The organism is Arthrobacter sp. NPDC058192, assembly GCF_042883665.1.
Lineage (GTDB): Bacteria > Actinomycetota > Actinomycetes > Actinomycetales > Micrococcaceae > Arthrobacter.
Map to the genome: position 1 here is coordinate 165,114 of NZ_JBHVVJ010000009.1, position 24,633 is coordinate 189,746.

Here is a 24,633-nt window from a genome sequence, read left to right on the forward strand (position 1 = left end):
CTTCGTGTCAGACAAGAATGTCGAGGGTGGTCTGGGGGCCATTCAAAATCCTGGCGGTGCGGACCGCCTGGTCATCGGCCAAGGCGTCCCAGCGGTGTCCGGGTCCCCGCTCTGGCGGTCCGTTGCGGGAGTCCGGTCCGGAGCCGTTGCTGCCGGAGCCGTTTCCGGCGGGCTCGCGGCCAGTGCCATTCTGGCCGCCGGCTCCCGCACGGTCCTGTCCCGGACCGTTCTGGCCGGCCCCATTCTGGCCTGTGCCGCCGGGGCCGCTGTGATCGGACAGGTGGAGGCTGGCGCCGAATCCGGCGTCGCTGAGTTCCTTGCGGAGTTCGGGCAGGATCCCCCGGACCGCCTCACGCCCGATGTCGCCGGGAGCGAAGAGCTCGATCCGGACACCCGCAGCGTCAATGTGCGCACGGACCGTGAGCGGGCCGAGATCCTCGGGACTGACCTTGAGGGTCATGATGTGCTGGCCATGGGGTGCACCGACCAATGTAAACAGCGGCTTGGCCAGCTGGGGCTGGAGGGGTGACGCCGTGTGGGCCGCGGGCTGGGGCACGGCGTGCGCTGCGGCTTGCGGTGAAGCTGCGCCGGCTGCCGGCAGCTGGGCGGCCCCTGCCGCCGCTGCGGCAGGGGCCACAGCGGCCAGCGCATCGGCTGGCGCATCGGCCGGCGCCGCCGCGGGCGGGGCGGCAGCGGCGGACGCGGGGTCCGGAATGGAGTCCGGACGTGCCTGAGCGGCGCCGGCGGGTGTGCCGGTCGTGGCCGACGCTGTGGACGGCAAACCGCCGGCCACCGTGCCGGGACCGGACGCCGGGGCGCTCCTGTCCGGTCCGGTGTCAGGACCGGCAAACGGCAGGGTCGCATGCTGCTCAGATGCACCAGCCGGGGCAGCGACGGCTGTCTCCCGGGCGGGCGGGACCGTGGCGTGGGCGGCGAGCGGCCCGGACAGCGGTATTGCTGTCGCCGGAGGCAACGCACCGACCGCCGGGCCGGCCGATGCAGCCGCGGGGGCCCCAGGGGCCGGAACGGCTGTGGAACCAGCCACCCCGGTCCCGGCCGGAGACTGCGTTGTAGCCGCTGCGACACCCGGCGCGGCCATGGCGGACGTTGGGTTGGCGGTGGTTGAGTTGGCGGGCGTTGTGTTGGCAGTCGAGGGCCCGGCGGTCGGTCGGGTTGCGGCCGCCGGGGCCGCGGTCACCCGGGCAGCCGGCAAGGAAGCCTCCGTTGCAGAAGCTGCCATCGCGGGGCCCGCAGGGCCAGCGGTGGCCGGCAACTGAAAGCGTGCGTCGGGCACGCCCGGAGCGGTGGCCGCAGCACCTGTCACGGCGGCACCGGCAGGATCGTGGCCGTCCGGCGCCGGGACCGCGCGAGGTGCCGGCCGTCCTGGCTGCCCGGCGGGAACGTACTGCAGCAGGCCCGCCAAGGCCGCGGTGTTGGCGTCGGTCCCCGGCGGCGTGTCGGCGGGGCTGCCGCCGACCGGTGCAGTTGCCTTGAGGCTGCGGACTCCAGCAGCGCCGCCGGACAGTGCCAGCGGCGCGGTTCCGGTAACCGCCGGGGCCACCGCGGTGTCGGGCGCCGCTGCCGGCCCGGGCGCCGTGCCGGCAGCCGGGTTAGCGGAGGCGTCGGCGGAACGGCCGAAGGCAGGCTCGGCTGCGGGCTCGGCTGCGGGGTCGACGGCGGTGGCGTTCACGTCCGTCGCATTGCCCGCTCCCTGGAGATCGCTCAGGACCGAGTCGAAGGATGCCGTTTCCGGACTGGTGTTGCCCGGCCGGGCGCCCGAGCCCTGCAGGGCTGCCCGAGCCGGTGCCGCGGCGGCCAGCGTCGCCGCACCGTCCGCCGGCGCTGCGGCCCTCATGACGCTGTCCCGGCAGGAACGATGCGCCGGATGGACGTCAGGTTGGACTGCTGCTCCCAGGCATCGCGGATCTGAATGGTCTTGCCGGGCACGGGAGCGTCGATTGCCTTGCCGTTCCCCAGGTAGATGGAGATGTGGTTGCCGCCGAAGCTCACCAGGAGGTCGCCGGGCTTCGCCTCCGCCAAGGAGGCCACGGGGGTGCCCTGGCGCATCTGGTCGCTCACGACGCGGGGAAGCTGGATCCCGAGGTCCTTGAACACCCGCTGCGTGAAGCCGGAGCAGTCCATGCCGGTGGCCGGATTGGTGCCGCCCCAGACGTAGGGAACGCCGATGTACTTCTTGGCCACGGCCACCACATCGTTTCCGGTCGCGGCGCCGCCGGTACGGACAGCTGCGGCGGCCCCGCTGAGCGCCGCGGCCCCGCTGAGCGCCGTGGCGCCGGTGGGCGCGCCGGTCCCGGCCGCCGTCGTGCTTCCGATACCGAGCGTGCTGCCCAACCCGAGGCTGTCCGTGGCGGCGGAGGCATCCGTGCCTGTGCCGCCCAACGCCGCGGCGAGTGCCTGGGTGAAGGAACCGGAGTCAGTGCCCGAGGCTGTCGCGAGCGCGGACGCGGCGGCGGCCTTTTGCGAGGCGGCGCTCGATTCCGCGGCCGCGGGCCGGCTCAGTTCGGCGATCATGGCTTGAATGCCCTGCATCCGGCCGATCGCCTCGGTCATGCTCATGGCTTCACCTGCTGGTCGTCGCGGTGCCACAGCGTCGAGGCGATCTCATCCAGGGCCGACTGTTCGGCGCGCAGGTCCGCGCCGTTGACCTCGGCGGTGTGGCGGGCCTGCAGTTTCTCCAGGCCCACGGAACGGGTGCGGGCGGCGATGAACTCGGCGCGGGCGGTCGCTTCGTCGGCTTCGGCCAGGCGGGTGAGGTTTTGCAGGTCCGCGAGCATGCTGTGGGAGGAGGACCGGGTGGCGGCAACGGCGCGGAGGGAAGCCGAACTGGAGATAGGCCCGTCCGAGTCGGCCAGTTCGCGGCGCGCGGCTGCTTCGCGGACCCGTACCGAGCTGGAGCGCGAGCGGGCGCGGGCCAGGCCGGTGGCTGCCTGGTCCTGCTGGAGCTGGCGAAGGCGCAGGAGGCCTGCCAGAGAGAATTCGCGGTTCATGCTGCTGCTCCCAGGATCGAAGTAAGGTGCCCGAGCCGCTGCCAGGACTCGGGATGGGCGGTGGACTCTTCCATCGGCTGTTGCAGGAAATCGCTGACGTCCTGCTCGTGGTTCAGCGCGGCGTCCACCAAGGGGTTGGTTCCGGCCTGGTACGCGCCGACGTCGATCAGGTCCTGCGCCGCCTTGCGGGCCGCGAGGACCCGGCGGAGTGTGGCCGCGGCGTCGAGGTGCGGCCGCGCGTTGACCTTGCTGGCCACTCGGGACACGGACCCCAGCACGTCCACGGAGGGGAAGTGCCCGGTGACGGCAAGCTTGCGGTCCAGGACCACATGGCCGTCAAGGATGGAACGGGCAGCGTCGGCGATGGGTTCGTTGTGGTCGTCGCCGTCCACCAGCACGGTGTAAATGCCCGTGACGGAGCCGGTTTCGGCCGTGCCGGCGCGTTCCAGCAGGCGGGCGAGGATGGAGAAGGTCGACGGGGGGTAGCCGCGGGTGGCCGGGGGCTCGCCGGCGGAGAGGCCGATCTCGCGCTGGGCCATGGCCACACGGGTGAGGGAGTCCATCATGAGGACAACGTTCTGGCCCTGGTCGCGGAAGGACTCGGCGATCCGGGTGGCGGTGAACGCCGCGCGCATCCGCATGAGGGCGGGTTCGTCGGAGGTGGCAACCACCACGACAGACCGCGCCAGGCCAGCGGGGCCGAGGTCGTCCTCCAGGAACTCCCGGACTTCGCGGCCGCGTTCGCCGACGAGGGCAATGACGGAGACCTCGGCGTCGGTGCCGCGGGCAATCATCGAGAGCAAGGAGGACTTGCCGACCCCGGAGCCGGCAAACAGGCCCATGCGCTGGCCCTTGCCGAGGGTGGTCATGGTGTCCAGGACGCGCACGCCGGTCTGCAGCGGGGTGTCGATGCGGGCACGTTTCATGGCGTTCGGTGCCTCATTGTCGATCGGCACGCGGGGTCCGCTCAGCAGCGGGCCCTTGCCGTCAATCGGGCGTCCCAGGCCGTCCAGGACCCGGCCGAACAAGCCCCGCCCGGTGGGAACCAGGACCGCACCGCCCTTGGCGCGGACCGGGTCGCCGGCTGCCACACCGGCAAGCCGGCCCAGCGGCATGCAGCGCACGGAATTATCGAGGGCGGCCACGACTTCTGCGTCGAGGCCCGGGTTCTCCCCCACCGTGACGAGGTCGCCGAGGGCGCAGTCCAGCCCTGACACTTCAAGGCCCAGCCCGATGACCGAGGTGACGACGCCGACCCTTTGCGGGGCGGCCGCGGCCAGCGCTGCGGCGTAGTCGGCACCTTTGGGGCGCCACGCGGGGATCATGCCGAGTCCCCGCTGGCGTCGCCCAGGCCGGCCTCACCCAGGAGGGCGGTTCGGGCCCGCTCCAGGGCGGTGCGGAGCCCGGCGTCGAACCAGCCCTGCTGGTATTCGACCTTAGCGTCGCCGCGGCCCAGCGAAGGGTCCGCGATGAGCGGCAGGCCTGCTGGCAGTTCCTGCCCTTCCCGGGTGAGGACGTCGATGTCCGCCGGGTGCAGCCGGATCGCCAGCACTGTGGCGGCGTCGCTTCCGGAGAGCGCGCGGGCCAGCGCGGCGCGCGCGGTACGCGTTCCTTCGGCCAGTTCGTAGCCGAGGATGGCCTCGGCCAGTTCCAGCGCCGTGCGGGCCAGGACTTCTTCGGCGTCCTGCAGAGCCTGCACGTTGCGGTGCGCAAAGTCGGTCCGGGCGACGGCGAGGGCGCGCACGGCGCGGTCCAGGTCCTGCTTCCCGGCGGCCAGGGAGGCGGCCTGCTCCGCGGCCATCCGGTCCCGCCAGCGGCGCTGTTCCTTCGCAGCGGCGCGCACTCCGGCAGCGTAGCCTGCGGCGTGCCCCTCGGTGTACCCGGCCTGCTCGGTGGCCGGGCCGTTCGCCCGCAGTGAGGGGAAGACGATGCGCGCCGGGGCGCCGGGGGCGGCGCTGTCAGTAGACATAGTCTTCTTCGTCCCCGCGCTGGATGGTGATCTGGCCTTCGGCCTCGAGCTCGCGGATGGACCGGACGACGGCGGCACGCGCCTCTTCGATCTGGGAGGCCCGCAGCGGGCCCAGGGCTGCGATCTCGGACTCAAGGATTTCCAGGTTGCGCCCTGAGACGTTGGTGGTGATGGTTTCCAGGACCGGTTCGGAAGCACCCTTCATGGCCACCGACAGGACAGACGCGTCGAGGCCGCGGAGCACCAGCTGGACGTCGCGGCGTTCCAGTTTCACGATGTCGTCGAACGTCACCATCTGGGCCCGGATCTCCACGGCAAGGTCGGGATCAAGCAGGTCCAGGCCGTCGAGCACGGACCGTTCCGTGCCGGCGTCGGTCCGGTTGATGATCTCAAGAAGCGGCTGGATGCCGCCCACCACCTTCGAGGCCTGCTGGGATACCGCAGCGCCGCCGCGGAGTTTGAGGGTGTCCGCGACGATCCCGATCGCTTCGGGTGCGCCCGAGCCCATGGTGGCGATGCTGAGGGCGACGTCGGCCCGCAGTGAGCCGGGCAGGCCGGCCATCACGGCCGACGCCTTGCGCGGGCTCAGGTGGGCCAGGACCAGGGCGATGGTCTGCGGCAGTTCGCCGTCGATCAGGGCCAGGATCTGCACCGGTTCGATGTCTTCGAGGAACTCAAAGGACTTCCCGGCCATGTTCACCGTCAGGCGGTTGATCAGGCCAGCGGCCTTTTCGGAGCCGAAGGACGCCTCCAGCAGGCCTTCCGCAAGTTCGCGGCCGCCACGGGCCTGGCGCTGACTGGTTTGCGCGGCCTGGTGGAAATCCTTCATGATCTCCTCGGCGATGTCCGGGTCCACTTTCCGGAGCTTGACGATCTCGCCCGCGATTTCCTCCGCCTCGGTGTCGGTGAGCTGCGCCATGACCCTGGCCGCGTTCTCGGAGCTCATCTGCATCAAGACGACGGCGGCGCGCTGGGTGCCGGTGAGGACTGCATCTCCTGGTTTCATGCCGGCTGCCTGTCATCCATGAGGGTGCGCAGGTAATCGGCCGCCCGTTCCGGGTTGGCGGCGACCATGCTGTCGATCTCCTGCCGGCGGCGCTCGACCTCCATCTGCTCGAGCGTCGGTCCCGGGAGCGGAGGCAGTGCGGTGATCGGGATTGCCGACGTCGCCGGAGCCGGCGGAAGGGCCGTAACGGGCGGGACCACCGGCATGATCTCCAGGTCCAGGCGTTCGCCCAGGTCCACGGGCTCGCGCTTCTGGCGGCGCCGCAGGATGACGATGAGCACCAGGGCCAGGATGAGCAGGCCGAGCAGGATGCTGCCCGCGGTGATGAGGGTTCCGAAGAACGCTGCCTGCTTTTCGGCTTCGGCGTTGGCCTGGGCGTCTGCCAGTGCTTTGGCTGCGGCGTCCGCGGCGGCCGTGCTGAACGGCACCACCTCAACGGTGACAACGTCGCCGCGTGCGGTGTCAACCCCGGCGGCCGAGGTGACAAGGTTCTTCAGCGACACGAGGTTCAGGCCGCTGGCGGCGGCCTGGCTGACGGCCACGGAGATTGTCTGCCGCTTGATGGCCCCCGCCGGGATGGTCCGATCCTCCGTGACCTTATTGACGGCGTTGTTCTTGGTTGCGGTCGTGGAGTCGAAGTTGCCGTTGCCGCTGGTGGTGCCACCGGGAACAGCGATGTTGTCCGGGCCGAGGACGCCCGCGGCCCCTCCCCCGGAGCCGGTGTATTTTTCCGTCTTGGATGACTCGCTCAGCGGCAGGGCACCGTTGGTGTTGGAAAACGTTTCGCTCTTCTGCTGGGCGGATTCACCCGTCACGTCGGCTGCGACGGCGACAGTGGAGTTGCCCGGGCCCACCACGCGGTCCAGTACAGCCCGGACGGCGTCGGAGGTGCGGTTCTGGTAGTCGCTGGCCTGCTTGCTGGCCGTTCCGGAAGTCCCGCCGCCGACGGTGGAGAGCACGTTGCCCTGCGAGTCGACCACGGAGACGTTGGCCGGTTTGAGGTTTTCGATGGCGGCCGAGGTCAGGTGGACGATCGCCTGCACCTTGTCGCTGGAGAGCGTGGCGCCGGGGTCGGTCTGGACAAACACCGAGGCCGTGGTGTCCGGGGCTTTGGACACAAACACTGTCTTCTCGGGGATGGCGAGGCGGACGGCCGCGGTCTTGACTCCGTCCATCGCGTCGATCGTGCTGGCCAGCTCCCCTTCGAGGGCACGCTTGTACGTGACGGACTGCTGGAACTCCGAGGACGTCACACCCATCTTGTCAAGCAGGGAGTACCCGGTGGCAGCGGCGGTCGGCAGACCGGCGGCCGCCGCCTTGAGGCGCTCATCGTAGACCTTGTCCTGCGGGACCAAGATGGTGGAGCCGCCGTCGCTGAGCTCGTACGGAACGTTGTCCTTCTTGAGCTGGTCCACGATCCCGCTCGCATCGGCGCTTTGCAGGCCGGAGAACAGCGGGGTCATTACCGGGCGGGTGAGCCAGGCGGACAGTGCCACGATGCCGACCACCAGCAGGGCAGCGCCGAGCACGGCCAGGGTGCGCTGGCCGGCGGTGAAGCCCTTCAGACCCGCCCCGAGGCGCTGGAAGAAAGCGGTTAGCTGCGGAGGCATCAGGCCTGCATCCTCATGATCTCGTTGAACGCGTCAACACCTTTGTTGCGCACGGTGGCCATGAGCTCAAGCGTGACCTGTGCGCGGGTCGCGGCGAGCGTGGCGTTGTGGATGTCATCCAAGTTGCCGGTGACAGCGGAAACAGCCAGCTGGTTCGACGTCGACTGCAGCTGCTGAAGGTTATCCACCGCACCGGTGAGGGACGTGGCGAAGGCGGAGCCGTCCGTGCCGGCGGCGGGGGCCGCGCCCGCGCCTGCTACATAGTTTGTCGGCAGGACACCCTGAACGGGGGCGATGGGGGCGACAGTCATTAGGAGCGTCCGATCTCAAGGGCGGCCATGTAGGTTTCGCGGGCGCGGTCCACTACCTGCGCATTGGCCTGGTAGCCGCGCTGGGCGATGATGAGTGCGCCCATTTGTTCGGCCATGTCAATGTCCGGGTACTTCACGTTGCCGTTCGCGTCGGCCAACGGGTGGTCCGGCTGGTACACGATCCTGCCCGTCGCGCTGCCGAGTGCGGTGCCCTTGACGTACACGCCGGTGCCTTCCGAGCCTTCGGTGGCCTCGACGTAGCGTGCTTGGAAGGCCGGGCCGCTGGTGGCGGAGGCGTTATTCATGTTGGCCAGGTTGTCCGAGACGGCATCGAGCCATTTGCGGTGGACGGTCAGGGCGGAGCCGGCGATGCCGATCATGTCGAAAGTCATCAGCTGGTCCTCAGTGCGGAGCGAACGGCGGCGAATTCGTTGCCCGCGGCACGGGCGGCGAACTGGAAGCGCAGCACGGTGTCGATGTTGGACAGGGTTTCGGTGTCCAGGTTGACGTTGTTGCCGTTCAGCTGGGTGGGTTCCAGGGACTCGGCCGTGGTTGCCTGGACGTTGCCGTCGCCGGACTGCACGGACGCCGCGAGGGCATCTTCGAAGCTGACACGCTTTGCGTGGTAGTTCGGCGTGTTGACGTTCGCGAGGTTGTTCGCGATGGTGCGCTGGCGCAATGCCAGCCCGTCCATGGCACTGGCCAGGGCGGCGGAAGTCACGGATTCGAGCACAGAGTCCTGCCTGGGAAAGGTGGGGGTGGCCGATCCGTGGCCGGTAAACGAGCGATCCGTGCTCTACCAAGGGTTATCGGCACTGGTCAGCGTGCCGTTAGGAGAAATCTGGGCAGTATTTTTGCGAGGTGTTACGGGCTGGAATGCTCAGCCGTTTACGTCCAGGTACACGGCACCGGAGGACTCCCCTACCCCGGGCACCGAGGAGACCGCCTGCAACTGACGGGCAACTCCTACCCTGGCCTCTTCCAGCCGGAGGGCTACGCGTTCCTGGGCGGCTGCCAGGGCTACGGCGCGACGCCGGGCGGCGTCCGGCACGGGTCCCGACAGTGACGGGGGCGACCAGCGTTTCTCGGGCCGCGGCTCCGCCACGGACCCGGTCGCAGCGGACAGCGGTCCCAGCGGATCCTTCAGGGTCCGCTCGGCGGCGTGGACAGCCATTTCGAGCATGTCCAGGACAGCCGTCCAGGCGGCCAGGGCGTTGTCCGCGTCGGGGTCAGCCTGCTCAGCCAAAACCGAGACTCCCGCCGCCTGTTCCTGGCTGGGTGTTCCATGCCCCGGCTGCCGAAAAGGCGGCGGGGGCTGCGACGGCGAACCCTGCGCGTGCGGGGGTTGCAGCGGTTCCCTGGCCTGCCGCGGCCGGCACCGGGACGGCTGCCGCGGCCTCGTGCCAGGCCTGGCGCAGGGGTTCTAGCAGGTCGATGGCTTCGCGGGTCAAGGCAGGATCGCGCTGGATGTTGGCGTTCACCAGAGCCGTGAAGGCGTAGTTATAGAGGCCGAGCAGCCCGTCGGCACCATCCCAGGCGTCGGTCTTCAGGGACGAGATGAGCTCGGCGATGATGGCCTGCGCGTGCAGGAGATTGTCCGAAGCGACGGGCCAGTTTGCCGCCTGCTGCGCCGTCTCGGCCCGGCCCAGATCCAGCAGGAGCCGGTCGTAGAGCATGGTAAGCAGCCGGGCGGGCGGCGCCGAGAGGACGGAATCTTCGAGGTACTGGTTCCGTTGGGCTGCGCTGCCGAAGCCCCCGGCGCCGTAGCCGAAGCCGAAGCCGTTAGTGGTCATGATGAGCTGCTTCCCGTGGAGAGGCCGGCGAGCTGGGATGAGAGCCATGTCTGCTGGGCCTTCATGTTGCTCAGCGCCACCTCAAGGGCCGAGTAGGTGCTCTTGAGCGTGGCCTGGCGGGAGGCGAGCCGGGTGTCCCAGTCGCTGATCCGGTCGGCAAGGTCGCGGACCTCGGACTGCTGGCCCGTGATAGTGGTGGTCAGGGTACCGGTGTACTTGTCCGACGCCGCGGTGGCGGCGGTGGCGATGCGCCCGGCGATTTCCTGCACCTTGGCGGCAGTGCCCGCGGGATCGGCGGCGAGGGCAGCCGCGAACTTGGTTCCGTCGAATTCCATGGTGCCGGTCTTGGTGATGCTGATGCCGATTTCCGACGGCGACTTCGGCGGAGTGCCGACCGGCAGTGACGCGGCCGAGAGGATGCTTTGGTTCACCGAGCGCACGGTGCTATCGCCGGCAAAGACCCCGGCTGAGGTGGTGCTGCCGCTGGTGTTCGTGGTGGTGCTGACCGCGCTCTTGCTTGCCACGAGCGAGAAAATGCCATTCACCCCGTCCACGAGGTCGGAGGCGACTTTGGTGATGCCGGCGTCGTCGCGGGAAACGGTCAGCGTTACGGGGGAGGTGGTCAGGTCCTTGGCGGTTATGGACACGCCGGTCAGGAGGTCCGTGAAGGTATTCGTCGAGGACTTCACTGTCTGCGCCGCGGTGGTGCCTGGCCAGAGTGAAATCTCTGCGTCTTGGGCGGCTTTGACGTCGGTAAAGGTGGAGCCCGGATCACTGATGGTGAACGCGCCGGCCGCGCCGGACTTCGTGGCGGTGAACTGGATCCGGAAGTCTCCGCCGCCGACGTCGACCTTTGTTGCAGTTACACCGGCGCCAGCCGCGTTGACAGACTTGACGACGTCGTCCAAGTTGCTCGAGAGCGGCTCGATCGTATAGTCCTTGCCCCCGCTGTTGATCGTCATGGTGGTGTAGGGCCACCCCACCACGGCGTTCACTTTGGGCGTCACGGTGACTTGCGTCTGTGCCAGCTTGGTGACCTGGAAGTCGATGGATCCGGCTTTGGCCGCCGCGGTGGTTGTGGCGGTGACCTTGTCGCTGCTCGTGGTCGCGGTGTAGAGGTCCAGGGCGCCGGGCTTGGCGGCGGCCGTGGCCTGCGTCGCCAGCGCCGCGACCTTGCTGTTGAGGCCTTGGAGGGCGGACACCATGGACTGGATGTCATAGGACTTGTTCTTCAGCAGGGTCTGCGGGAGGGCCTCGGACTGCATGATGGAGCTGATAAGGGCGGTGGTGTCCAGCCCGCTGGCCAGTCCGTCGAGTGAGATACCCATCGCTGCCTCTCCTTGCTGTCGAAATCTGCATTTTTGGTGGTGCTGTTTTCAAATATCCGTGTTGCACGTAAGGGCCGGACGATGATTTTGCCATCGTCCGGCCCTTACGCAGCGTGGTGATCGGGGGTGTGTCTTCGTCCGATCAGGGTGGCAGACTCACTAGCTTCTGGACTGCCGGTCTGCCGGAACCGGTTTAGCGCAGGAGCGAAAGAACACCCTGGCTGGACTGGTTTGCCTGGGCCAGCATTGCGGTGCCGGCCTGGGACAGAATGTTGGCCTTGGTGAACTTGACCATTTCGGCGGCCATATCGACGTCGGCGATGCGGGACTGGGCAGCCTGCAGGTTCTCGCCGGCAACGTTAAGCGACTTGATGGTGTGCTCGAGGCGGTTCTGGGTTGCACCAAGGTTGGCGCGCGCCGTGGAAACACCCTGGATGTGCGTGTCGATCGTGGCAAGAGCGGCGTTGGCAGTGGAAGCCTTGGTGAGGTCCAGACCAGAAATCGCCGTGGCGATCGTTCCAACGTCTTCGCCTGCAACAGAGTTGAGGTCAACAGTGATCTGCGAATCCGCTCCGGTTCCAGCGCCAACCTGAAGCTTCAGCTTGCCATCGCCGGCCTCGCCGGCCGAGTTGTCCAGCAGGTTGATACCGTTGAAGTTGACGGTCTTGGCCATGCGGTCCAGCTCCGAGCCGAGGGCCTTGACTTCCGCGCCAATGGCGGTGCGGGCGTCATCGTTGTTCGAGTCGTTGGCTGCCTGAACCGTGAGGTCACGCACGCGCTGCAGGATGGAGTGAACCTCAGTCAGGGCGCCTTCAGTCGTCTGGATGACCGAGATGCCGTCCTGGGCGTTGCGGGCGGCCTGAGCCGAACCGGTGACCTGAGCCTTCAGGCCCTCGGAGATGGACAGGCCTGCTGCGTCGTCGCCAGCGCGGTTGATGCGCAGGCCGGTGGACAGCTTCTCCAGCGACTTGGAAAGGTCGCTCTGCGTAGCGTTGAGGCTGCGGTAAGTGTTGTTTGCCGCAAGGTTGTTATTGATAACGAAGCCCATGGTATTTCCTCCGTGAGTGGGACTGTAAGCGATGGCCCATCCGTGGGCCTTCAGAAGTAGCTATCGCCGTTGAGTGAGTGCTGGTAAGCCAAAATTCGAAAAATGTTTAATGGACACTCAAAGCAGCGCGCCTCAGCAGACTTCGCGCGCGGCCCCCCTCGCGTGACTCGACAAATCCGGCGGATTGTGGCCCACCCGCTGCTAACGGACTCCACTCCCCTGCCGATAGTTTCTACGAACCCTGTTGAAGGCTGCATCGTCCGCACGATGCTTGAGACGCCCCGGCAGGAATGCACCAGCCAGTCGCATCAGTCACTTAAGAGGAGCCGTCCGGACCATGGCCATCCACGAACTTTCAGCCCTGCTGTGGCGGGAGCGTGAACTCCTGGACGTTCTCACCTTCAAACTGGAGGAAGAGCAGCTGCTGCTCACCTCCGGCAAGTCCCGGTGGCTCCCCCACGGGACCAAGGAAGTGGAACAGGTGCTGGGGCACCTCTCCCAGGCGAGCTTGGCCCGCACCATCGAGGCCGCCGTCGTCGCCGAAACCTGGGGCCTGCCCACGGACGCTTCCCTCGGCGAACTGGCGGCCGCAGCTCCGGAAAGCGCTTGGGCCGAGGTCCTCACCGCCCACCTGACGGCGTTGACCCGCCAGACCGCACTGATCAAGGAACTGCGCGATTCCAACGAGCAGTACCTGCGCACTGCCGTCCGCTCCACGCAGGAGTCGCTCGCCGACCTGAATCCCGCGGTGGCAGCCGGCACTTACGACGCCAGCGGCAAGACCGGCCAGCCCGCCGGCTCCCGCATCTTCGACCAGCAATTCTAAGGAAGCGACCATGAGCACCTTCGGCGCCCTGAACACCGCCTACCGCGGGCTGACTGCCGCCCAGCAGGGGATGAACCTGGCAGGCCAGAACATCGCCAATGCCGCCACCGAGGGGTACACCCGTCAGCGTGTAGAGCAGTCGTCATTGGCCGCGCCCGCCCGGGGGCTCTTCAGCGGCGGCCCGCTGCAGCCCGGTCAGGGTGTTTCGGTGGACGCCATCGCACGGCTTGGCAACAGCTTCCTCGACGGCGCTGTGCGTTCCGCAAGTGCTCAGGCCGGCTATGCGAGTGTTCGCTCTGCAGCGCTGCAGGGAATTGAAGGCGTGCTCCAGGAACCGGGCGAGAACGGCATCTCGACCGCGCTGCAGGGCTTTTGGTCCGTCTGGCAAGCGGCCGCCAACCAGCCCTCCGAGGACGGCCCGAAGGGGCTGCTCCTGAACGCCGCCGGCTCCGTGACGGACAAGATCTCCTCCGCGTACCAGGCCCTGGATGCCCAGTGGAGCAGCGTCCGCGCCCAGGCCGCCGACAAAGTCAACGCTGTAAACGCCGCCGCAGCCCAGGTTGCGGCCTACAACACGACCATCCGTTCAACACTGGCCGCGGGCGGATCAGCAAATGAGCTCATCGACGCCCGGGCCCAACTCACGGACAAAATCGCGCGCCTCGCCGGCGGTGCCGTCCGCGAACAACCCGACGGCACCGTGGATGTTCTCGTAGGCGGCAACGCCCTGGTCACCGGCGGGTCCGTCCGGACCCTGGTGCTGGCCGGTGCAACATCCATGAACCAGGCAGCAGGCAACGCCCCGCGCATCGACTGGACCAACCCCAGTGGGACGGCAGCGCTAGACGGTGGCGAGATCGCCGGCGCGTTGTCGGTGCTGGCACCCGCCTCCGGCGGATCGGGTGGCGCCATTGCCGAAGCGGCCCAGTCCTACAACGATTTCGCGCTCACGCTGGCCAAGGCCGTCAATGACGTTCACAAGCTCGGCGAAACCGGAACTGGCGCAGTAAATGCAGAGTTCTTCTCGATCAGCGCCACCGGCCCCGCCGCGCTGGGCATCAAGGCGCCGGCGAGCACTGTTGACATCGCCCTGAAGAAGCCCAACAAGGGTGCGCTGGACACGAGCATCGCAGACGGCATCTCCCAGCTCGGCACCGGTGCAGGCTCCCCGGACAAGGTATGGTCGGGCATCGTCACGGGCATCGGCGTGCAGTCCCGCGGCGCACAGCAGCACGAGGCACTCACCACGGCGGCCCAGACCTCGGCGCTGACCGACCGTGCCTCCCAGGCATCGGTCAGCCTGGATGAGGAAAACGTCAGCCTCCTCACCAACCAGCACGCATACCAGGCAGCGGCCCGCGTGATGACCGCCGTCGACGAGGCCCTCGACGTCCTGATCAACCGCACCGGACTGGTAGGAAGGTAGTCACATGCTGAACCGGGTAACAAACCTGACCATGAGCGCGGCCGCCCAGCGGACGCTGCAGGCGCAGCAATCCAGGCTGGCCGAGCTGCAGGACAAAGCCTCCTCGCTCAGCAAGATCTCGCGCCCCTCGGACGATCCGGCCGCCACCGCGCAGGCCCTCGAGACCCGCGCCCTCCTCGCCGCCAACGCCCAGTACGGCCGCAACATCGACGACGGCAACACGTGGCTAACAGCTGCGGACTCCGCACTGGAACAGGCCACTAACGTGATGCAGCGGATCAAGGACCTCACTGTCCAGGCAGGCAATGGAACGCTCAACCAGTCCGGCAAGGACGCGATCGCCAACGAGCTGGACTCCCTGAACAAGGATCTGGTTTCGATCGCCAACAGCAAGCACCTAGGACGCAACATTTTTGCCGGCAGCTCGGATGCCGCCAGCGCCTTCACGGGCACGCCACCGGCGCTCGACGGGCAGCCCAAGAGCCCCGTGGGGCGCCGCATCAGCGCCACCGAGACCGTCCGCGTCGACGCTGACGGTGCCACAATCTTCGGCAGCGGCGCCGGCTCGGTCTTCGATACCGTCAGTCAGCTGGCCGCCGACTTGCGGGCAGGGACGGACATTTCGTCCCGGGTCGGCCAGGTGGACACCGCGTTTAAGATGATCGTGAACGGCCGTTCTGAGATTGGAACCCGTCAGGCGCAGCTGGAACGCGCCGGCAACGTCAACACCGAATTGGAGGCCTCCTTGGACGCACAGAAGACGGGCATTGAGACGGCGGATCTTGGCAGCGTCATCATGGACCTGAAGCTTCAGGAAACGAATTACCAGGTGGCCCTTGCCGCGACGGCGAGGGTACTTCAGCCCACCCTGATGGACTTCCTGCGGTGAGCGCACCGGTCATGGACACTCCCGTCACAAGCCTGCCTGTCACGTTCGCCGCACCCATGCCGGGTTTCGAGGATTTGCACAACTTCTCGCTGCGCAGCGTCGAGGGCGCTGCCGGACTGTACGCCCTGGAGGCAGGACCCACACCGGTGCGGCTGTTCCTGGCCGATGCCGCCGTGTTCGCGCCCAGCTATGCCCCGCCGATCCCGGCGGCGGCGCTGGAAGCACTGGCGTTCGGCGAACGGGGGGAACCCCAGGTGCTGATCGTGGTCAACCACTCGCCCGGCTCCACGACGGTCAATCTGATGGCGCCGATCGTTCTCAACCGCGCCACGGGCCGCTGCATCCAGCTCGTGCTGGACGGCCGGGACTACCCGCTGCGGGCCGAACTGGGCTCGCTCTAGCCGGCCAATCCGGCGGGCCCGGCCCCTACTCACCAGAAGTGGGCCACGTCCACGACGAGGCGCGAGCCGGCATCCGGGCCCGGGAGGCTCAGCACCCGGAACGGCAGCCGTGCACGGACGCCCACGCCGAGGCTGCTGTAGCCTTCGAAACTGCCCGCCCAGGCCACCTGCCGGAATGTCTGGTAACCGGTCACGTTCGAGAGTTCGTTCTTGTTCGCCGGGTTGTAGGTGGGCTTCCCGGCGTCGTCATACGCAGGCGCATTGACGGTGACCTGAATGAACGCCTGGCCACGCAGCGGGATCGGCACCCCGGAGCCGTCCTGCACCACCTGCGGCACGTAGCGCACGGTGTAGCCGGCCACCTTGCCGTTGAGGTTAATCACCAGCCGGTCAAAGCAGTAATGCTGTCCGGTCCGGACATCGACCACCTTCGCCTGGCTCATCGCCGGATCTGTCTTGGCCAGCGAACCCCAGGCCTGCCCACAGTACGGGTCCGCGGCGGCGGCCGGGGCCGGCGCAAGGACTCCGAGACCCACGGCCATCAGCACCGCTGCAATCAATGCCTGAAACTTCTTCAACGGAACCTTCTTCGACGCTGCCATTCCCTGAGTCTGGCGGGACGGCCAGCGGGATCAGACCCTTTCAGGTTAGGCGTGCCCCGCCCGGCGGGCGAGGCCCGCAGCCGTTTCGGCGCCCAACTGTTAAGCGGGCCCGCTGCTGATCACGGACAGATTTCCCGGAGACGTTCCGCGATCTTCGTTCACGAACAGATAACACGCGGAGCGGCACCGGCACCGGCACCGGTAGGAAAGCACGAAGCGCCGGCACCCTCGCGGGTCCGGCGCTTCGTGGCGGAAGCTTTTAGCCTTCGCAATCGCGGCAGTACTTCATGCCGTTCTTTTCCAGGGCGACCTGGGACCGGTGACGGACCAGGAAGCAGGAGGAGCAGGTGAATTCATCGGACTGCTCGGGAACAACAATGACGGTCAGCTCTTCGCCGGACAGATCCGCACCCGGCAGATCGATGCCTTCCGCGGTGTCGTTCTCATCGACGTCGATCACAGCAGTCTGGGCGGCGCCGCCACGGGACGCCTGAAGGGCCTCCAGCGATTCAGCGGGAGATTCTTCTTCTGTCTTGCGTGGGGCGTCGTAATCGGTAGCCATATCGGGGTTCACTTTCGTTGCTGCGCAGCGCCATTTCAGGCACCTCAGTGAAGCAGTTTAGGACATTATGCAGGGAGTTGAAGAATAGTGTGGCCAATCAGACAATCAGGCGACCGGCCAAACCACCAAGGTCTGCCATTTTGCCGGGTCCGGCTCGGCGCCGGGGTCGTTGAGGTAGTACTCCCACATCGCTTCCGCCGGGCTGACTCCGTCCTGGCGCATCCGCGCCAAGATCGCGGCGTAGGTTTGCTGGAGCGACCCATAAGGTCCGGCGTGCAGCGCCTCGTACGCCGGTCCCGCGGGGAGGACGCCGGCAATGACGGTCACGTCACCCCCGCCACTGACCGGCGCGGCAAGAGGGAACCCGGCTTCCACGTCGACGACGTCGGTCGGCATCCCGCGGTAAAGCGCGAACGGGGGCCCGGCCAACTGGGCATGCTGCTCCTGAACCACGCCCATCACGGCGCCGAAGGCCCGATCAAAAAAGGCCCGCAAGGCGTTCAGCGGAACCGTCTCGCGCACCACCGCCGTCGGCTGCTCCGTGAGCTGGGCGCGCGTGATCTCCCGCGCCAAACCCGCATTCCCCTCATCCATAGGCCCAGCGTCTGTCGCGCCCCGTTCCCGGCCTAGAGGCTTACGGCCCGCGCCCGACGTCCTCGCACAAATCGGGTCAGTTCCGCGAGGCAGGCAGACCGCGGGCAGGCCGGGGCAATAAATAAATGAACTTTATTCATATTAGGTCTTGCCTCCGGACCCAGTCACCCCAATACTAAATGAACACCATTCATTTATGTGACGCCCGTCTCACTGGAGTAGCCATGATCGAAATCACCGCCCTCGACAGCCCGCCCTCCCCCGCCCGGACCGAACCTTCGAGCCGCCCGGCGCTGCGGGTCGGCGTCGTGCAGCACCGCTGGCAGCCTGACGCCGCCGCCCTGCGCGCCGAACTCGACGACGGCATCGCGCGGGCCGCCGGGCTGGGAGCCGCCGTCGTCTTCCTGCCGGAGCTCACCTTGTCCCGCTACCCGGCGGATACCCTTCCCGAAAACGACCTTGACCGCGGAGACGCCACCCGTCCGCGGCCGTCGGACATCGCCGAGGACCTGTTCACCGGCCCCACGTTCCGTTTCGCGGCCGACGCGGCCCGGCGCAACGGCGTCTGCGTCCACGCCTCGCTGTACCAGAAGGCGGACAACCCGGACGGAGCCGACGACGGCCTGGGCCTGAACACCGCCATCCTGGTGTCCCCCGACGGCGAACTGCTGGGACGCACCCACAAGCTGCACATCCCGGTCACGGCCGGTTACTACGAGGACAAGTTCTTCCGCCAGGGCCCGGACACGGACGACGCCTACGAGATCCATTCCCCCGCAGAACTCGGCGGGGCACGGCTGGGCATGCCCACCTGCTGGGATGAGTGGTTCCCCGAACTGGCGCGAATCTACTCCCTCGGCGGGGCGGAACTTCTGGTCTACCCCACCGCCATCGGCTCCGAGCCGGACCATCCGGACTTCGACACCCAGCCGCTGTGGCAGCAGGTCATCGTGGGCAACGGCATTGCCAACGGCCTCTTCATGGTGGTCCCGAACCGCCACGGCAGCGAAGGCACGCTGAACTTCTACGGATCCTCTTTCATCTCCGACCCCTACGGCCGGATCCTCGCCCAGGCGCCCCGGGACGAATCCGCCGTGCTCGTCGCCGACCTCGACCTCGACCAGCGCCGGGACTGGCTCACGCTCTTCCCCTTTCTCGCCACGCGCCGCCCGGACACCTACGCCCGGCTGACCGAGCCCGTGCGCCCGGACACCCCGCTCGGCGTCGCCCCGTATGAGACCAGTGCGCAGAAGGCGACCGCATGAACACGTGGCGAATGCCCGCCGAAACGGCGCCCCAGGACCGCATCTGGATGGCGTTCCCCACCGGCGGCTACACCCTGGGCGAGACCGCGGCAGAAGCCCACGCCGCCCGCTCCGCGTGGGCCGCCGTCGCGAACGCCGTCGTCGAGTTCGAGCCGGTCACCATGCTGGTGGCCCCTGACGACGTCGCGACCGCCGCCCGCTACCTCCACCCCGACGTGGAGGTGGTCCCGGCCGCCCTCAACGACGCTTGGATGCGGGACATCGGCCCCACCTTCGTCCTGGATGGCGCCCGGCTCGGCGCCGTCGACTGGGTCTTTAACGGCTGGGGCGGCCAGGACTGGGCCGCCTGGGACAAGGACTCGCTCGTGGCGGCGGCCGTCGCGGCCCGCTCGGGGGCCAGTCATCTCGTGTCGCCGCTGGTGAACGAGGGCGGCGGCATCCACGTGGACGGCGAAGGCACGGTGCTCGTCACGGAGACCGTGCAGCTGGATCCGGGGCGCAACCCCGGGCTCAGCAAGGCCGACGTCGAGGCGGAACTGGCCCGGACCATCGGCGCCAGCCACGTCGTCTGGCTTCCCCGCGGGCTGACCCGGGATTCGGAACGGTTCGGCACGCGGGGCCACGTCGACATCGTCGCGGCCATCCCGTCGCCGGGCACGCTGCTGGTCCATTCCCAGCAGAACCCGGCCCACCCAGATTTCGACGTCAGGCGGGACATCATCAGCCACCTCGCCGGCACCAGGGACGCGGCCGGCCGTGAATGGAACATCATTGAAGTCCCCGCCCCGGACATCCTGCGGGACGAGGACGGCTTCGTCGATTACAGCTACATCAACCATCTGGTGGTCAACGGCGGCATCATCGCCTGCACCTTCGGCGACCCGATGGACGAAAAAGCGTTGCGCATCCTCGGCGACGCCTACCCCGGCCGCACCGTGGTCGGCATCGACGCCCGCGAGCTCTTCGCCCGCGGCGGCGGCATCCACTGCATCACCCAACAGCAACCGTCCGCCTCCCGGAAGACAGGTCAGCCATGAGTCAAACAATCGGCCGCAAAGACGGCACCACCGGCCACGACGTCATCGATCCGGCCGGCTCCAAACACGGCATCACCGGAAAGGGTCTCAAGGGCGGCCAGCTGGGCCTGCTCGCCGTCGTCGTCCTTGGCATTTCCTCCGTTGCCCCGGCCTACAGCCTCACCAGCTCGCTCGGGCCGGCCGTGGGCGCCGTGGGCGTGCAGCTGCCCGCGATCTTCATTGTCGCGTTCATTCCGATGATCCTGGTGGCATTTGCCTACCGCGAGCTCAACGCCGACTCCCCGGACAGCGGCACCACGTTCACCTGGGCCACCAAAGCGTTTGGCCCGTTCGTCGGATGGATGGGCGGCTGGGGTCTGCTCGCCGCCAACATCATCGTTCTGTCCAACCTGGCCGGCGTCGCGGTGGACTTCTTTTACCTCTTTCTGGCACAGGTGTTCAACAACCCCGAGCTCGCGGACCTGACTTCCAACACGGCGCTTAACATCGTCACGTGCCTCGTGTTCGTGGCTCTCGCCGTCTGGGTCAGCTACCGCGGCCTGCACGCCACCAAGCTCGTGCAGTACAGCATGGTCGGATTCCAGGTCCTGGTCCTGGGCGTCTTCATCGTCATGGCACTCACGCACGCAGCGTCCGGCGACGCCGGCCCCTCCCTCGCGTTCAGCTGGGACTGGTTCAACCCCGCCAAGATCGAGAGCTTCGAGCAGTTCACCGCAGGCATGTCACTGGCCGTCTTCGTCTACTGGGGCTGGGACGTGTGCCTGACCGTGAACGAGGAAACGAAGGGCGGCCGGGGCACCGCGGGGAACGACGACGGCGGTCGCCGTCCTGGCCCTCTACCTCGCCGTGATCGTGGCCACCATGATGGTGGCCGGCACGGGCGCCGACGGCATCGGCCTTAACAACCCGGACAACCAGTCGAATATCTTCGCCGCGCTGGCTTCGCCGGTGATGGGCCCGCTGGCCATCCTGATGTCGCTCGCCGTCCTCTCCGGCACCGCCTCGTCGCTGCAGTCCACCATGGCCTCCCCCGCCCGGAGCCTGCTGGCGATGGGTCACTACGGTGCCCTGCCGCCGCGTTTCGCGTCGGTCAGCAAGCGCTTCGGTTCCCCCGGCTACGCCACGGTGATCGCGGGCGTGATCTCCGGCGGCTTCTACGCGGTCATGAAGGTGGTCAGCGAGAACGTCCTTAATGACACCATCCTGGCCCTGGGCCTGATGATCTGCTTCTACTACGGCCTCACCGCATTCGCCTGCACGTGGTACTTCCGGCACAGCCTGTTCTCCAGCGTCCGCAACTTCTTTCTGCGGCTGCTGTTCCCGGTGCTGGGCGGTCTGGTCCTCACCGTGGTCTTCATCCAGACCGCCGTGGACAGCTGGGCACCGGAATTCGGCAGCGGCTCTGAAGTCTTCGGCGTGGGCCTGGTGTTCATTCTGGGCGTCGGAATCCTCGCCCTGGGCGTCGCGGTGATGCTGGTGACCGCGAAACTGCATCCGGGCTTCTTCCGCGGCGAAACCATCCGGCAGGACACCCCGGCCTTGGTGGTTCCGGAGTAGCCACCGGATCTTTCGTGCATGGGCTGCGCGGCCCTGCTCCCGGGATTCCGGGAGCAGGGCCGCTCGACTTTTGCTTGCAATGCCGGGTTTCGCGTCAATGCGGGGAGCGCTCTAGAACCCAGCCTTGGAAAGTGCCTTGGTCTTGGCCGGCGTCAGCCGTCCCAGGCGGCCGTCCAGGACGACGCGCAGCCTGGCGGCTGCCACTCGGACCCGTTGTTCGGAGGCAGCAGAGGGCGGCCTCGAGGTGCGGCCCGGGGCAGCCGCCTCGCTCCGTTCCGGTGCCACGGCCCGGTCGAGGTCGGCGTGGGGCTTTTCCCCGTTGTCCGGCTTTTCCCCATTGACGGCTTTCCAGGCGATGTCGAGCAGCTCAAGCTCTTCTGCGCTGGCAAGCTCACTCTGGGCGAGGACGGCCAGTGCCCCCAGTCCCAGTGCCTTCGTGTCGTCATTCTGGTCAAGCGCACGGTCCAGCGCCCATTGCGTCCGCCGCCACCATTCAGCCCGGCTGTCGGCCCTCGTCTTTTGGATGAGCTCCAGGGCGTCGGCGTTGGTCCGCTGGCGCAGGACAAGGAAGCTGATGAGTGCGGCCACGAGGCCACTGAGCAGGATTGCCAGTGGGCCGAGCGCACCCACAACTTGCCACCACTCGGCGGGGCCGGAGAGCCCGACGACGTCGGCGGGAGCTGAAGGCTGCGTGGGATTCACAGGATCAGCCTAAGCCGGGGCACCGACACGGCGTCGACACGGCGTCGCTTCGGGACCGTGCGAATAGTTCGGGTGCGCAAGGGTACGAGGTTCTTGGGAACGTGCATGGCACCATGGGAACAACCTGAAGAAAGAGGACTCCATGCGGGAATCGAGCACCAGCGAGCACATTTCGGGATCGGACAGCGTTGCCGGTGAGGGTGAGGCGCACGATTCGGCTGCCGTCGAATCAGCAGTGGAACCGGACATCAATTACGACGAGCAATTTTATCCCGCCCGTCCCAAGGCCCTGAGGCCGGTGGCCCGCAGACGCCAGTTCTTTGCCGCCAAGCCATCTTTTGAATTTGACGGGCGCAACGCGGCCTACGTGGAGTGGCTGCGTAATCAGGCAATGCTGGGGGACGCCAACGTGTTGGCCCGGCAACTTTCGGGGCAAGCCAGCATGTGGCAGAACTCCTACGCACATCCCAATCCCAGGGCGGCCGTTGAGCGTGCGCCGGTGTGGTTTACCGCTTATCCCCTGTCCTTCATTACCCGCCCCGGCCAGTCCTTCCTCTCTGCTCTGGGCGACCCGGAGATGTGGGACGCGTTCCGGGAGATCGGAATCAGGGGACTTCACACAGGGCCCGTCAAACTCGCCGGAGGCATCAGCGGCTGGTCGCAGACGCCGAGCGTCGACGGACACTTTGACCGGATCAGCATGGCGATTGATCCGGTGTTCGGCACCGAGGATGAATTCCGCCGGATGTGCCAAGTCGCCGCAGACCATGGCGGGACCGTCATCGATGACATCGTTCCCGGCCACACCGGGAAGGGCGCGGACTTCCGCCTCGCAGAAATGAATTTCCGCGACTACCCGGGCATCTATCACATGATTGATATCCCCGAGGAGGACTGGCACCTGCTGCCTGACGTCCCCGAAGGCGAGGACTCGGTTAATCTAAGCCCTGACTCCGAACAGGCCTTGCAGCGGGCCGGGTACATCATTGGCCGGTTGCAGCGGGTCATCTTCTATGAACCCGGAGTCAAAGAAACCAACTGGAGCGCAACACGACCGGTGATTGACACAGCGGGCAAAACCCGCCGCTGGGTCTACCTGCACTACTTCAAGGCCGGGCAGCCCTCGATCAACTGGCTGGATCCGACCTTCGCCGGGATGCGCCTGGTCGTCGGCGACGCCCTGCATTCGTTGGTGGACCTGGGTACCGGAGCGCTCAGGCTGGACGCCAATGGCTTCCTCGGTGTGGAAAAGAGTGCCGAAGAGCAGCCGGGGTGGTCTGAGGGACATCCGCTGTCCGAGGCTGCCAACCAGCTCATCGGATCCATGATCCGCAAGGTCGGCGGGTTCTCCTTCCAAGAGCTGAACCTGACCATCGACGACATCAAGATGACCTCCGAATCGGGCCCTGACCTTTCCTACGACTTCATCACCCGGCCCGCGTACCATTACGCGCTAGTCACCGCCGATACCGAGTTGTTGCGGCTGACCCTCCGTCTGTCCATGGAGATCGGCGTCGACCAGGCTTCACTGGTCCACGCACTGCAAAACCACGACGAACTTACCTACGAGCTCATGCACTTCGCCGCCGGGCACAAGGACGAAGTGTTCGAACTCAACGGGACGGAACTCACCGGGGCACAACTCGCCGAACAGGTTCAGCAGACGCTGCGGGAGCGTCTGACGGGCGAGAACGCGCCCTACAACGCGGTGTTCACGACGAACGGCATTGCCTGCACGACGGTGAGCTTCATTATGGCGGCGCTGGGGGTGCAGGATCCGGAAGCAATGACACCGGAGGTGGAGGCGCAGGTCCTGGACGTCCACATGCTCCTGGCGATGTACAACGCCCTTCAACCCGGCGTCTTCGCGCTTTCCGGCTGGGACCTTGCCGGCATCACAGCTCTTGACCGAGAAAGTGTCGAAGAACTTACCGTTCAGGGTGACACCCGCTGGATCAACCGCGGGGCACACGACATCATGGGCACCAGCCCGGATGCGGAGGCCTCCTCGTCCGGCATGCCGCGCGCCCGCAGCCTCTACGGATCACTCCCCCAGCAGCTCCAGAATCCCGCCTCTTTCGCCAGGCGCCTCCAGCGGATTCTGGCCGTGCGCGAAGAGAACGGAATAGCCACAGGTGCCCTGCTCGATGTTCCGGACGTTTCCCACCGTGGCCTGCTGGTCATGGTCACCCGGCTGGGGAGCGGTGCACTCCAGGTCACCGCACTGAATTTCTCCGGCCAGGACATCGCGGGCAGCATTCAATCAAGCCACCTGCCGCCCGGCGCGAACGTGCAAGACCTGTTCACCGGGACGGCAGTCGGGCAAGTGGATGATCTGCACAGCTTCTTCCTCGAACTGCCCGCTTACCAGGGGACGGCCCTGCTTTTGACAGAAGAGGGTGACCGTCCGTAGCAAAGTCCCGCACGGCCAGCCTGGGTTAGCTGCCGACGGCGGCGATCGCCTTCCGCCGTAACCGGGATGCGGGCCGCGCGGTCCTGCACGATTTCGAGGGCCCAGGGCAATACACCTAGGCCCTGGAGGGGGCGAGGGGCCAGGCTAGAAGGGCGGCGGGTCTGGCTGCTGGGGCGGGTGGCGGGGTTCATCGAATGGGGCTGCTTCGGTGTGGTATTCCCGGCCCAGGGGTGAACGCCAGGCAAGGTCCCCGGTTGGGGATGAGTGTTTGTAGGTCCAGGCGCCG

25 protein-coding genes and 1 pseudogene are annotated in these 24,633 nt (G+C 67.3%); 8 read left to right on the top strand and 18 right to left on the bottom strand.

Translation table 11 applies throughout. The features are described from left to right. Positions 1-7: 7 nt before the first annotated feature. From ACFVVK_RS11215 to ACFVVK_RS11280, 14 genes are all read right to left on the bottom strand, one after another. Positions 8-1,855 carry a flagellar hook-length control protein FliK gene (locus ACFVVK_RS11215; RefSeq protein WP_390266491.1) on the bottom strand — a complete coding sequence of 616 codons (1,848 nt, stop codon included), beginning with the start codon at positions 1,853-1,855 and terminating at the stop codon, positions 8-10. Then, positions 1,852-2,577: a C40 family peptidase gene (locus ACFVVK_RS11220; protein ID WP_390266492.1), complete on the bottom strand. Its 726-nt coding sequence runs from the start codon at positions 2,575-2,577 to the stop codon at positions 1,852-1,854. The genes ACFVVK_RS11215 and ACFVVK_RS11220 overlap by 4 nt, the downstream gene beginning before the upstream one ends. Further along, positions 2,574-3,008 carry a flagellar FliJ family protein gene (locus ACFVVK_RS11225; RefSeq protein WP_390266493.1) on the bottom strand — a complete coding sequence of 145 codons (435 nt, stop codon included), beginning with the start codon at positions 3,006-3,008 and terminating at the stop codon, positions 2,574-2,576. The genes ACFVVK_RS11220 and ACFVVK_RS11225 overlap by 4 nt, the downstream gene beginning before the upstream one ends. Further along, positions 3,005-4,333, bottom strand: coding sequence for a FliI/YscN family ATPase (locus ACFVVK_RS11230; RefSeq protein WP_390266494.1), 1,329 nt, complete (start codon positions 4,331-4,333; stop codon positions 3,005-3,007). Before ACFVVK_RS11230 ends, ACFVVK_RS11225 begins: the two co-directional genes overlap by 4 nt. Then, complete coding sequence (locus tag ACFVVK_RS11235; protein ID WP_390266495.1) at positions 4,330-4,977, bottom strand: FliH/SctL family protein; 648 nt, start codon at positions 4,975-4,977, stop codon at positions 4,330-4,332. Before ACFVVK_RS11235 ends, ACFVVK_RS11230 begins: the two co-directional genes overlap by 4 nt. Continuing rightward, entirely contained in the window at positions 4,967-5,983 is a 1,017-nt protein-coding gene (fliG, locus tag ACFVVK_RS11240; RefSeq protein ID WP_390266496.1) for a flagellar motor switch protein FliG, read from the bottom strand. The genes ACFVVK_RS11235 and fliG overlap by 11 nt, the downstream gene beginning before the upstream one ends. Then, complete coding sequence (fliF, locus tag ACFVVK_RS11245) at positions 5,980-7,593, bottom strand: flagellar basal-body MS-ring/collar protein FliF (RefSeq protein WP_390266497.1); 1,614 nt, start codon at positions 7,591-7,593, stop codon at positions 5,980-5,982. Before fliF ends, fliG begins: the two co-directional genes overlap by 4 nt. Next, the gene (fliE, locus tag ACFVVK_RS11250) at positions 7,593-7,904 is read right to left on the bottom strand and encodes a flagellar hook-basal body complex protein FliE (RefSeq protein ID WP_390266498.1); all 312 of its coding nucleotides are present in this window, start codon (positions 7,902-7,904) and stop codon (positions 7,593-7,595) included. Before fliE ends, fliF begins: the two co-directional genes overlap by 1 nt. After that, entirely contained in the window at positions 7,904-8,296 is a 393-nt protein-coding gene (locus tag ACFVVK_RS11255; protein WP_390266499.1) for a flagellar basal body rod protein FlgC, read from the bottom strand. The genes fliE and ACFVVK_RS11255 overlap by 1 nt, the downstream gene beginning before the upstream one ends. Next, the gene (locus tag ACFVVK_RS11260; RefSeq protein ID WP_390266500.1) at positions 8,296-8,637 is read right to left on the bottom strand and encodes a flagellar basal body rod protein FlgB; all 342 of its coding nucleotides are present in this window, start codon (positions 8,635-8,637) and stop codon (positions 8,296-8,298) included. Before ACFVVK_RS11260 ends, ACFVVK_RS11255 begins: the two co-directional genes overlap by 1 nt. A 147-nt stretch (positions 8,638-8,784) precedes the next feature. Continuing rightward, positions 8,785-9,150: a hypothetical protein gene (locus tag ACFVVK_RS11265; RefSeq protein ID WP_390266501.1), complete on the bottom strand. Its 366-nt coding sequence runs from the start codon at positions 9,148-9,150 to the stop codon at positions 8,785-8,787. Continuing rightward, on the bottom strand, positions 9,143-9,697 hold the full coding sequence (fliS, locus tag ACFVVK_RS11270; protein WP_390266502.1) for a flagellar export chaperone FliS: 555 nt from the start codon (positions 9,695-9,697) through the stop codon (positions 9,143-9,145). The genes ACFVVK_RS11265 and fliS overlap by 8 nt, the downstream gene beginning before the upstream one ends. Then, positions 9,694-11,025 carry a flagellar filament capping protein FliD gene (fliD, locus tag ACFVVK_RS11275; RefSeq protein WP_390266503.1) on the bottom strand — a complete coding sequence of 444 codons (1,332 nt, stop codon included), beginning with the start codon at positions 11,023-11,025 and terminating at the stop codon, positions 9,694-9,696. The genes fliS and fliD overlap by 4 nt, the downstream gene beginning before the upstream one ends. Positions 11,026-11,218: 193 nt before the next feature. Further along, positions 11,219-12,073 carry a flagellin gene (locus ACFVVK_RS11280; RefSeq protein ID WP_390266504.1) on the bottom strand — a complete coding sequence of 285 codons (855 nt, stop codon included), beginning with the start codon at positions 12,071-12,073 and terminating at the stop codon, positions 11,219-11,221. 337 nt (positions 12,074-12,410) lie between these two features. Here ACFVVK_RS11280 and ACFVVK_RS11285 point away from each other — a divergent pair, with 337 nt between their 5' ends. From ACFVVK_RS11285 to fliW, 4 genes are read left to right on the top strand one after another with little or no spacing between them, the layout of a single operon-like run. Continuing rightward, a complete protein-coding gene (locus tag ACFVVK_RS11285) occupies positions 12,411-12,899 on the top strand; it encodes a flagellar protein FlgN (protein ID WP_390266505.1) in 489 nt (162 codons plus the stop codon). 10 nt (positions 12,900-12,909) lie between these two features. Beyond that, a complete protein-coding gene (flgK, locus tag ACFVVK_RS11290; protein WP_390266506.1) occupies positions 12,910-14,325 on the top strand; it encodes a flagellar hook-associated protein FlgK in 1,416 nt (471 codons plus the stop codon). Positions 14,326-14,329: 4 nt separating this feature from the next. After that, a complete protein-coding gene (gene flgL, locus ACFVVK_RS11295; RefSeq protein ID WP_390266507.1) occupies positions 14,330-15,214 on the top strand; it encodes a flagellar hook-associated protein FlgL in 885 nt (294 codons plus the stop codon). Then, positions 15,211-15,615, top strand: a complete 405-nt coding sequence (gene fliW / locus ACFVVK_RS11300; protein ID WP_390266508.1) for a flagellar assembly protein FliW — start codon at positions 15,211-15,213, stop codon at positions 15,613-15,615. The genes flgL and fliW overlap by 4 nt, the downstream gene beginning before the upstream one ends. Before the next feature lie 29 nt (positions 15,616-15,644). Here the strand turns inward: fliW and ACFVVK_RS11305 are convergent, their stop codons facing one another. The 3 genes from ACFVVK_RS11305 to ACFVVK_RS11315 form a co-directional block, all read right to left on the bottom strand. Beyond that, positions 15,645-16,217, bottom strand: coding sequence for a hypothetical protein (locus ACFVVK_RS11305; protein ID WP_390266509.1), 573 nt, complete (start codon positions 16,215-16,217; stop codon positions 15,645-15,647). Between the two features lie 259 nt (positions 16,218-16,476). Beyond that, positions 16,477-16,779 (bottom strand): DUF4193 domain-containing protein, encoded by a 303-nt coding sequence (locus ACFVVK_RS11310; protein ID WP_390266510.1) that lies wholly within the window; start codon positions 16,777-16,779, stop codon positions 16,477-16,479. 105 nt (positions 16,780-16,884) lie between these two features. Continuing rightward, positions 16,885-17,373: a GyrI-like domain-containing protein gene (locus tag ACFVVK_RS11315; protein WP_390266511.1), complete on the bottom strand. Its 489-nt coding sequence runs from the start codon at positions 17,371-17,373 to the stop codon at positions 16,885-16,887. A 224-nt stretch (positions 17,374-17,597) separates the two neighbouring features. Here ACFVVK_RS11315 and ACFVVK_RS11320 point away from each other — a divergent pair, with 224 nt between their 5' ends. The 3 genes and pseudogenes from ACFVVK_RS11320 (at position 17,598) to ACFVVK_RS11330 (ending at position 21,232) form a co-directional block, all read left to right on the top strand. Next, a complete protein-coding gene (locus tag ACFVVK_RS11320; protein WP_390266512.1) occupies positions 17,598-18,638 on the top strand; it encodes a nitrilase-related carbon-nitrogen hydrolase in 1,041 nt (346 codons plus the stop codon). Further along, entirely contained in the window at positions 18,635-19,675 is a 1,041-nt protein-coding gene (locus ACFVVK_RS11325; protein WP_390266513.1) for an agmatine/peptidylarginine deiminase, read from the top strand. Before ACFVVK_RS11320 ends, ACFVVK_RS11325 begins: the two co-directional genes overlap by 4 nt. Further along, positions 19,672-21,232 (top strand): annotated as a pseudogene (locus ACFVVK_RS11330) (APC family permease). The gene ACFVVK_RS11325 and the pseudogene ACFVVK_RS11330 overlap by 4 nt, the downstream one beginning before the upstream one ends. Positions 21,233-21,343: 111 nt before the next feature. On the opposite strand, the gene ACFVVK_RS11335 reads toward ACFVVK_RS11330, so the two are convergent. Next, entirely contained in the window at positions 21,344-21,934 is a 591-nt protein-coding gene (locus tag ACFVVK_RS11335) for a hypothetical protein (protein WP_390266514.1), read from the bottom strand. Between the two features lie 142 nt (positions 21,935-22,076). Here ACFVVK_RS11335 and treS point away from each other — a divergent pair, with 142 nt between their 5' ends. After that, on the top strand, positions 22,077-24,347 hold the full coding sequence (gene treS, locus ACFVVK_RS11340; RefSeq protein WP_390266515.1) for a maltose alpha-D-glucosyltransferase: 2,271 nt from the start codon (positions 22,077-22,079) through the stop codon (positions 24,345-24,347). Positions 24,348-24,633 lie beyond the last annotated feature (286 nt).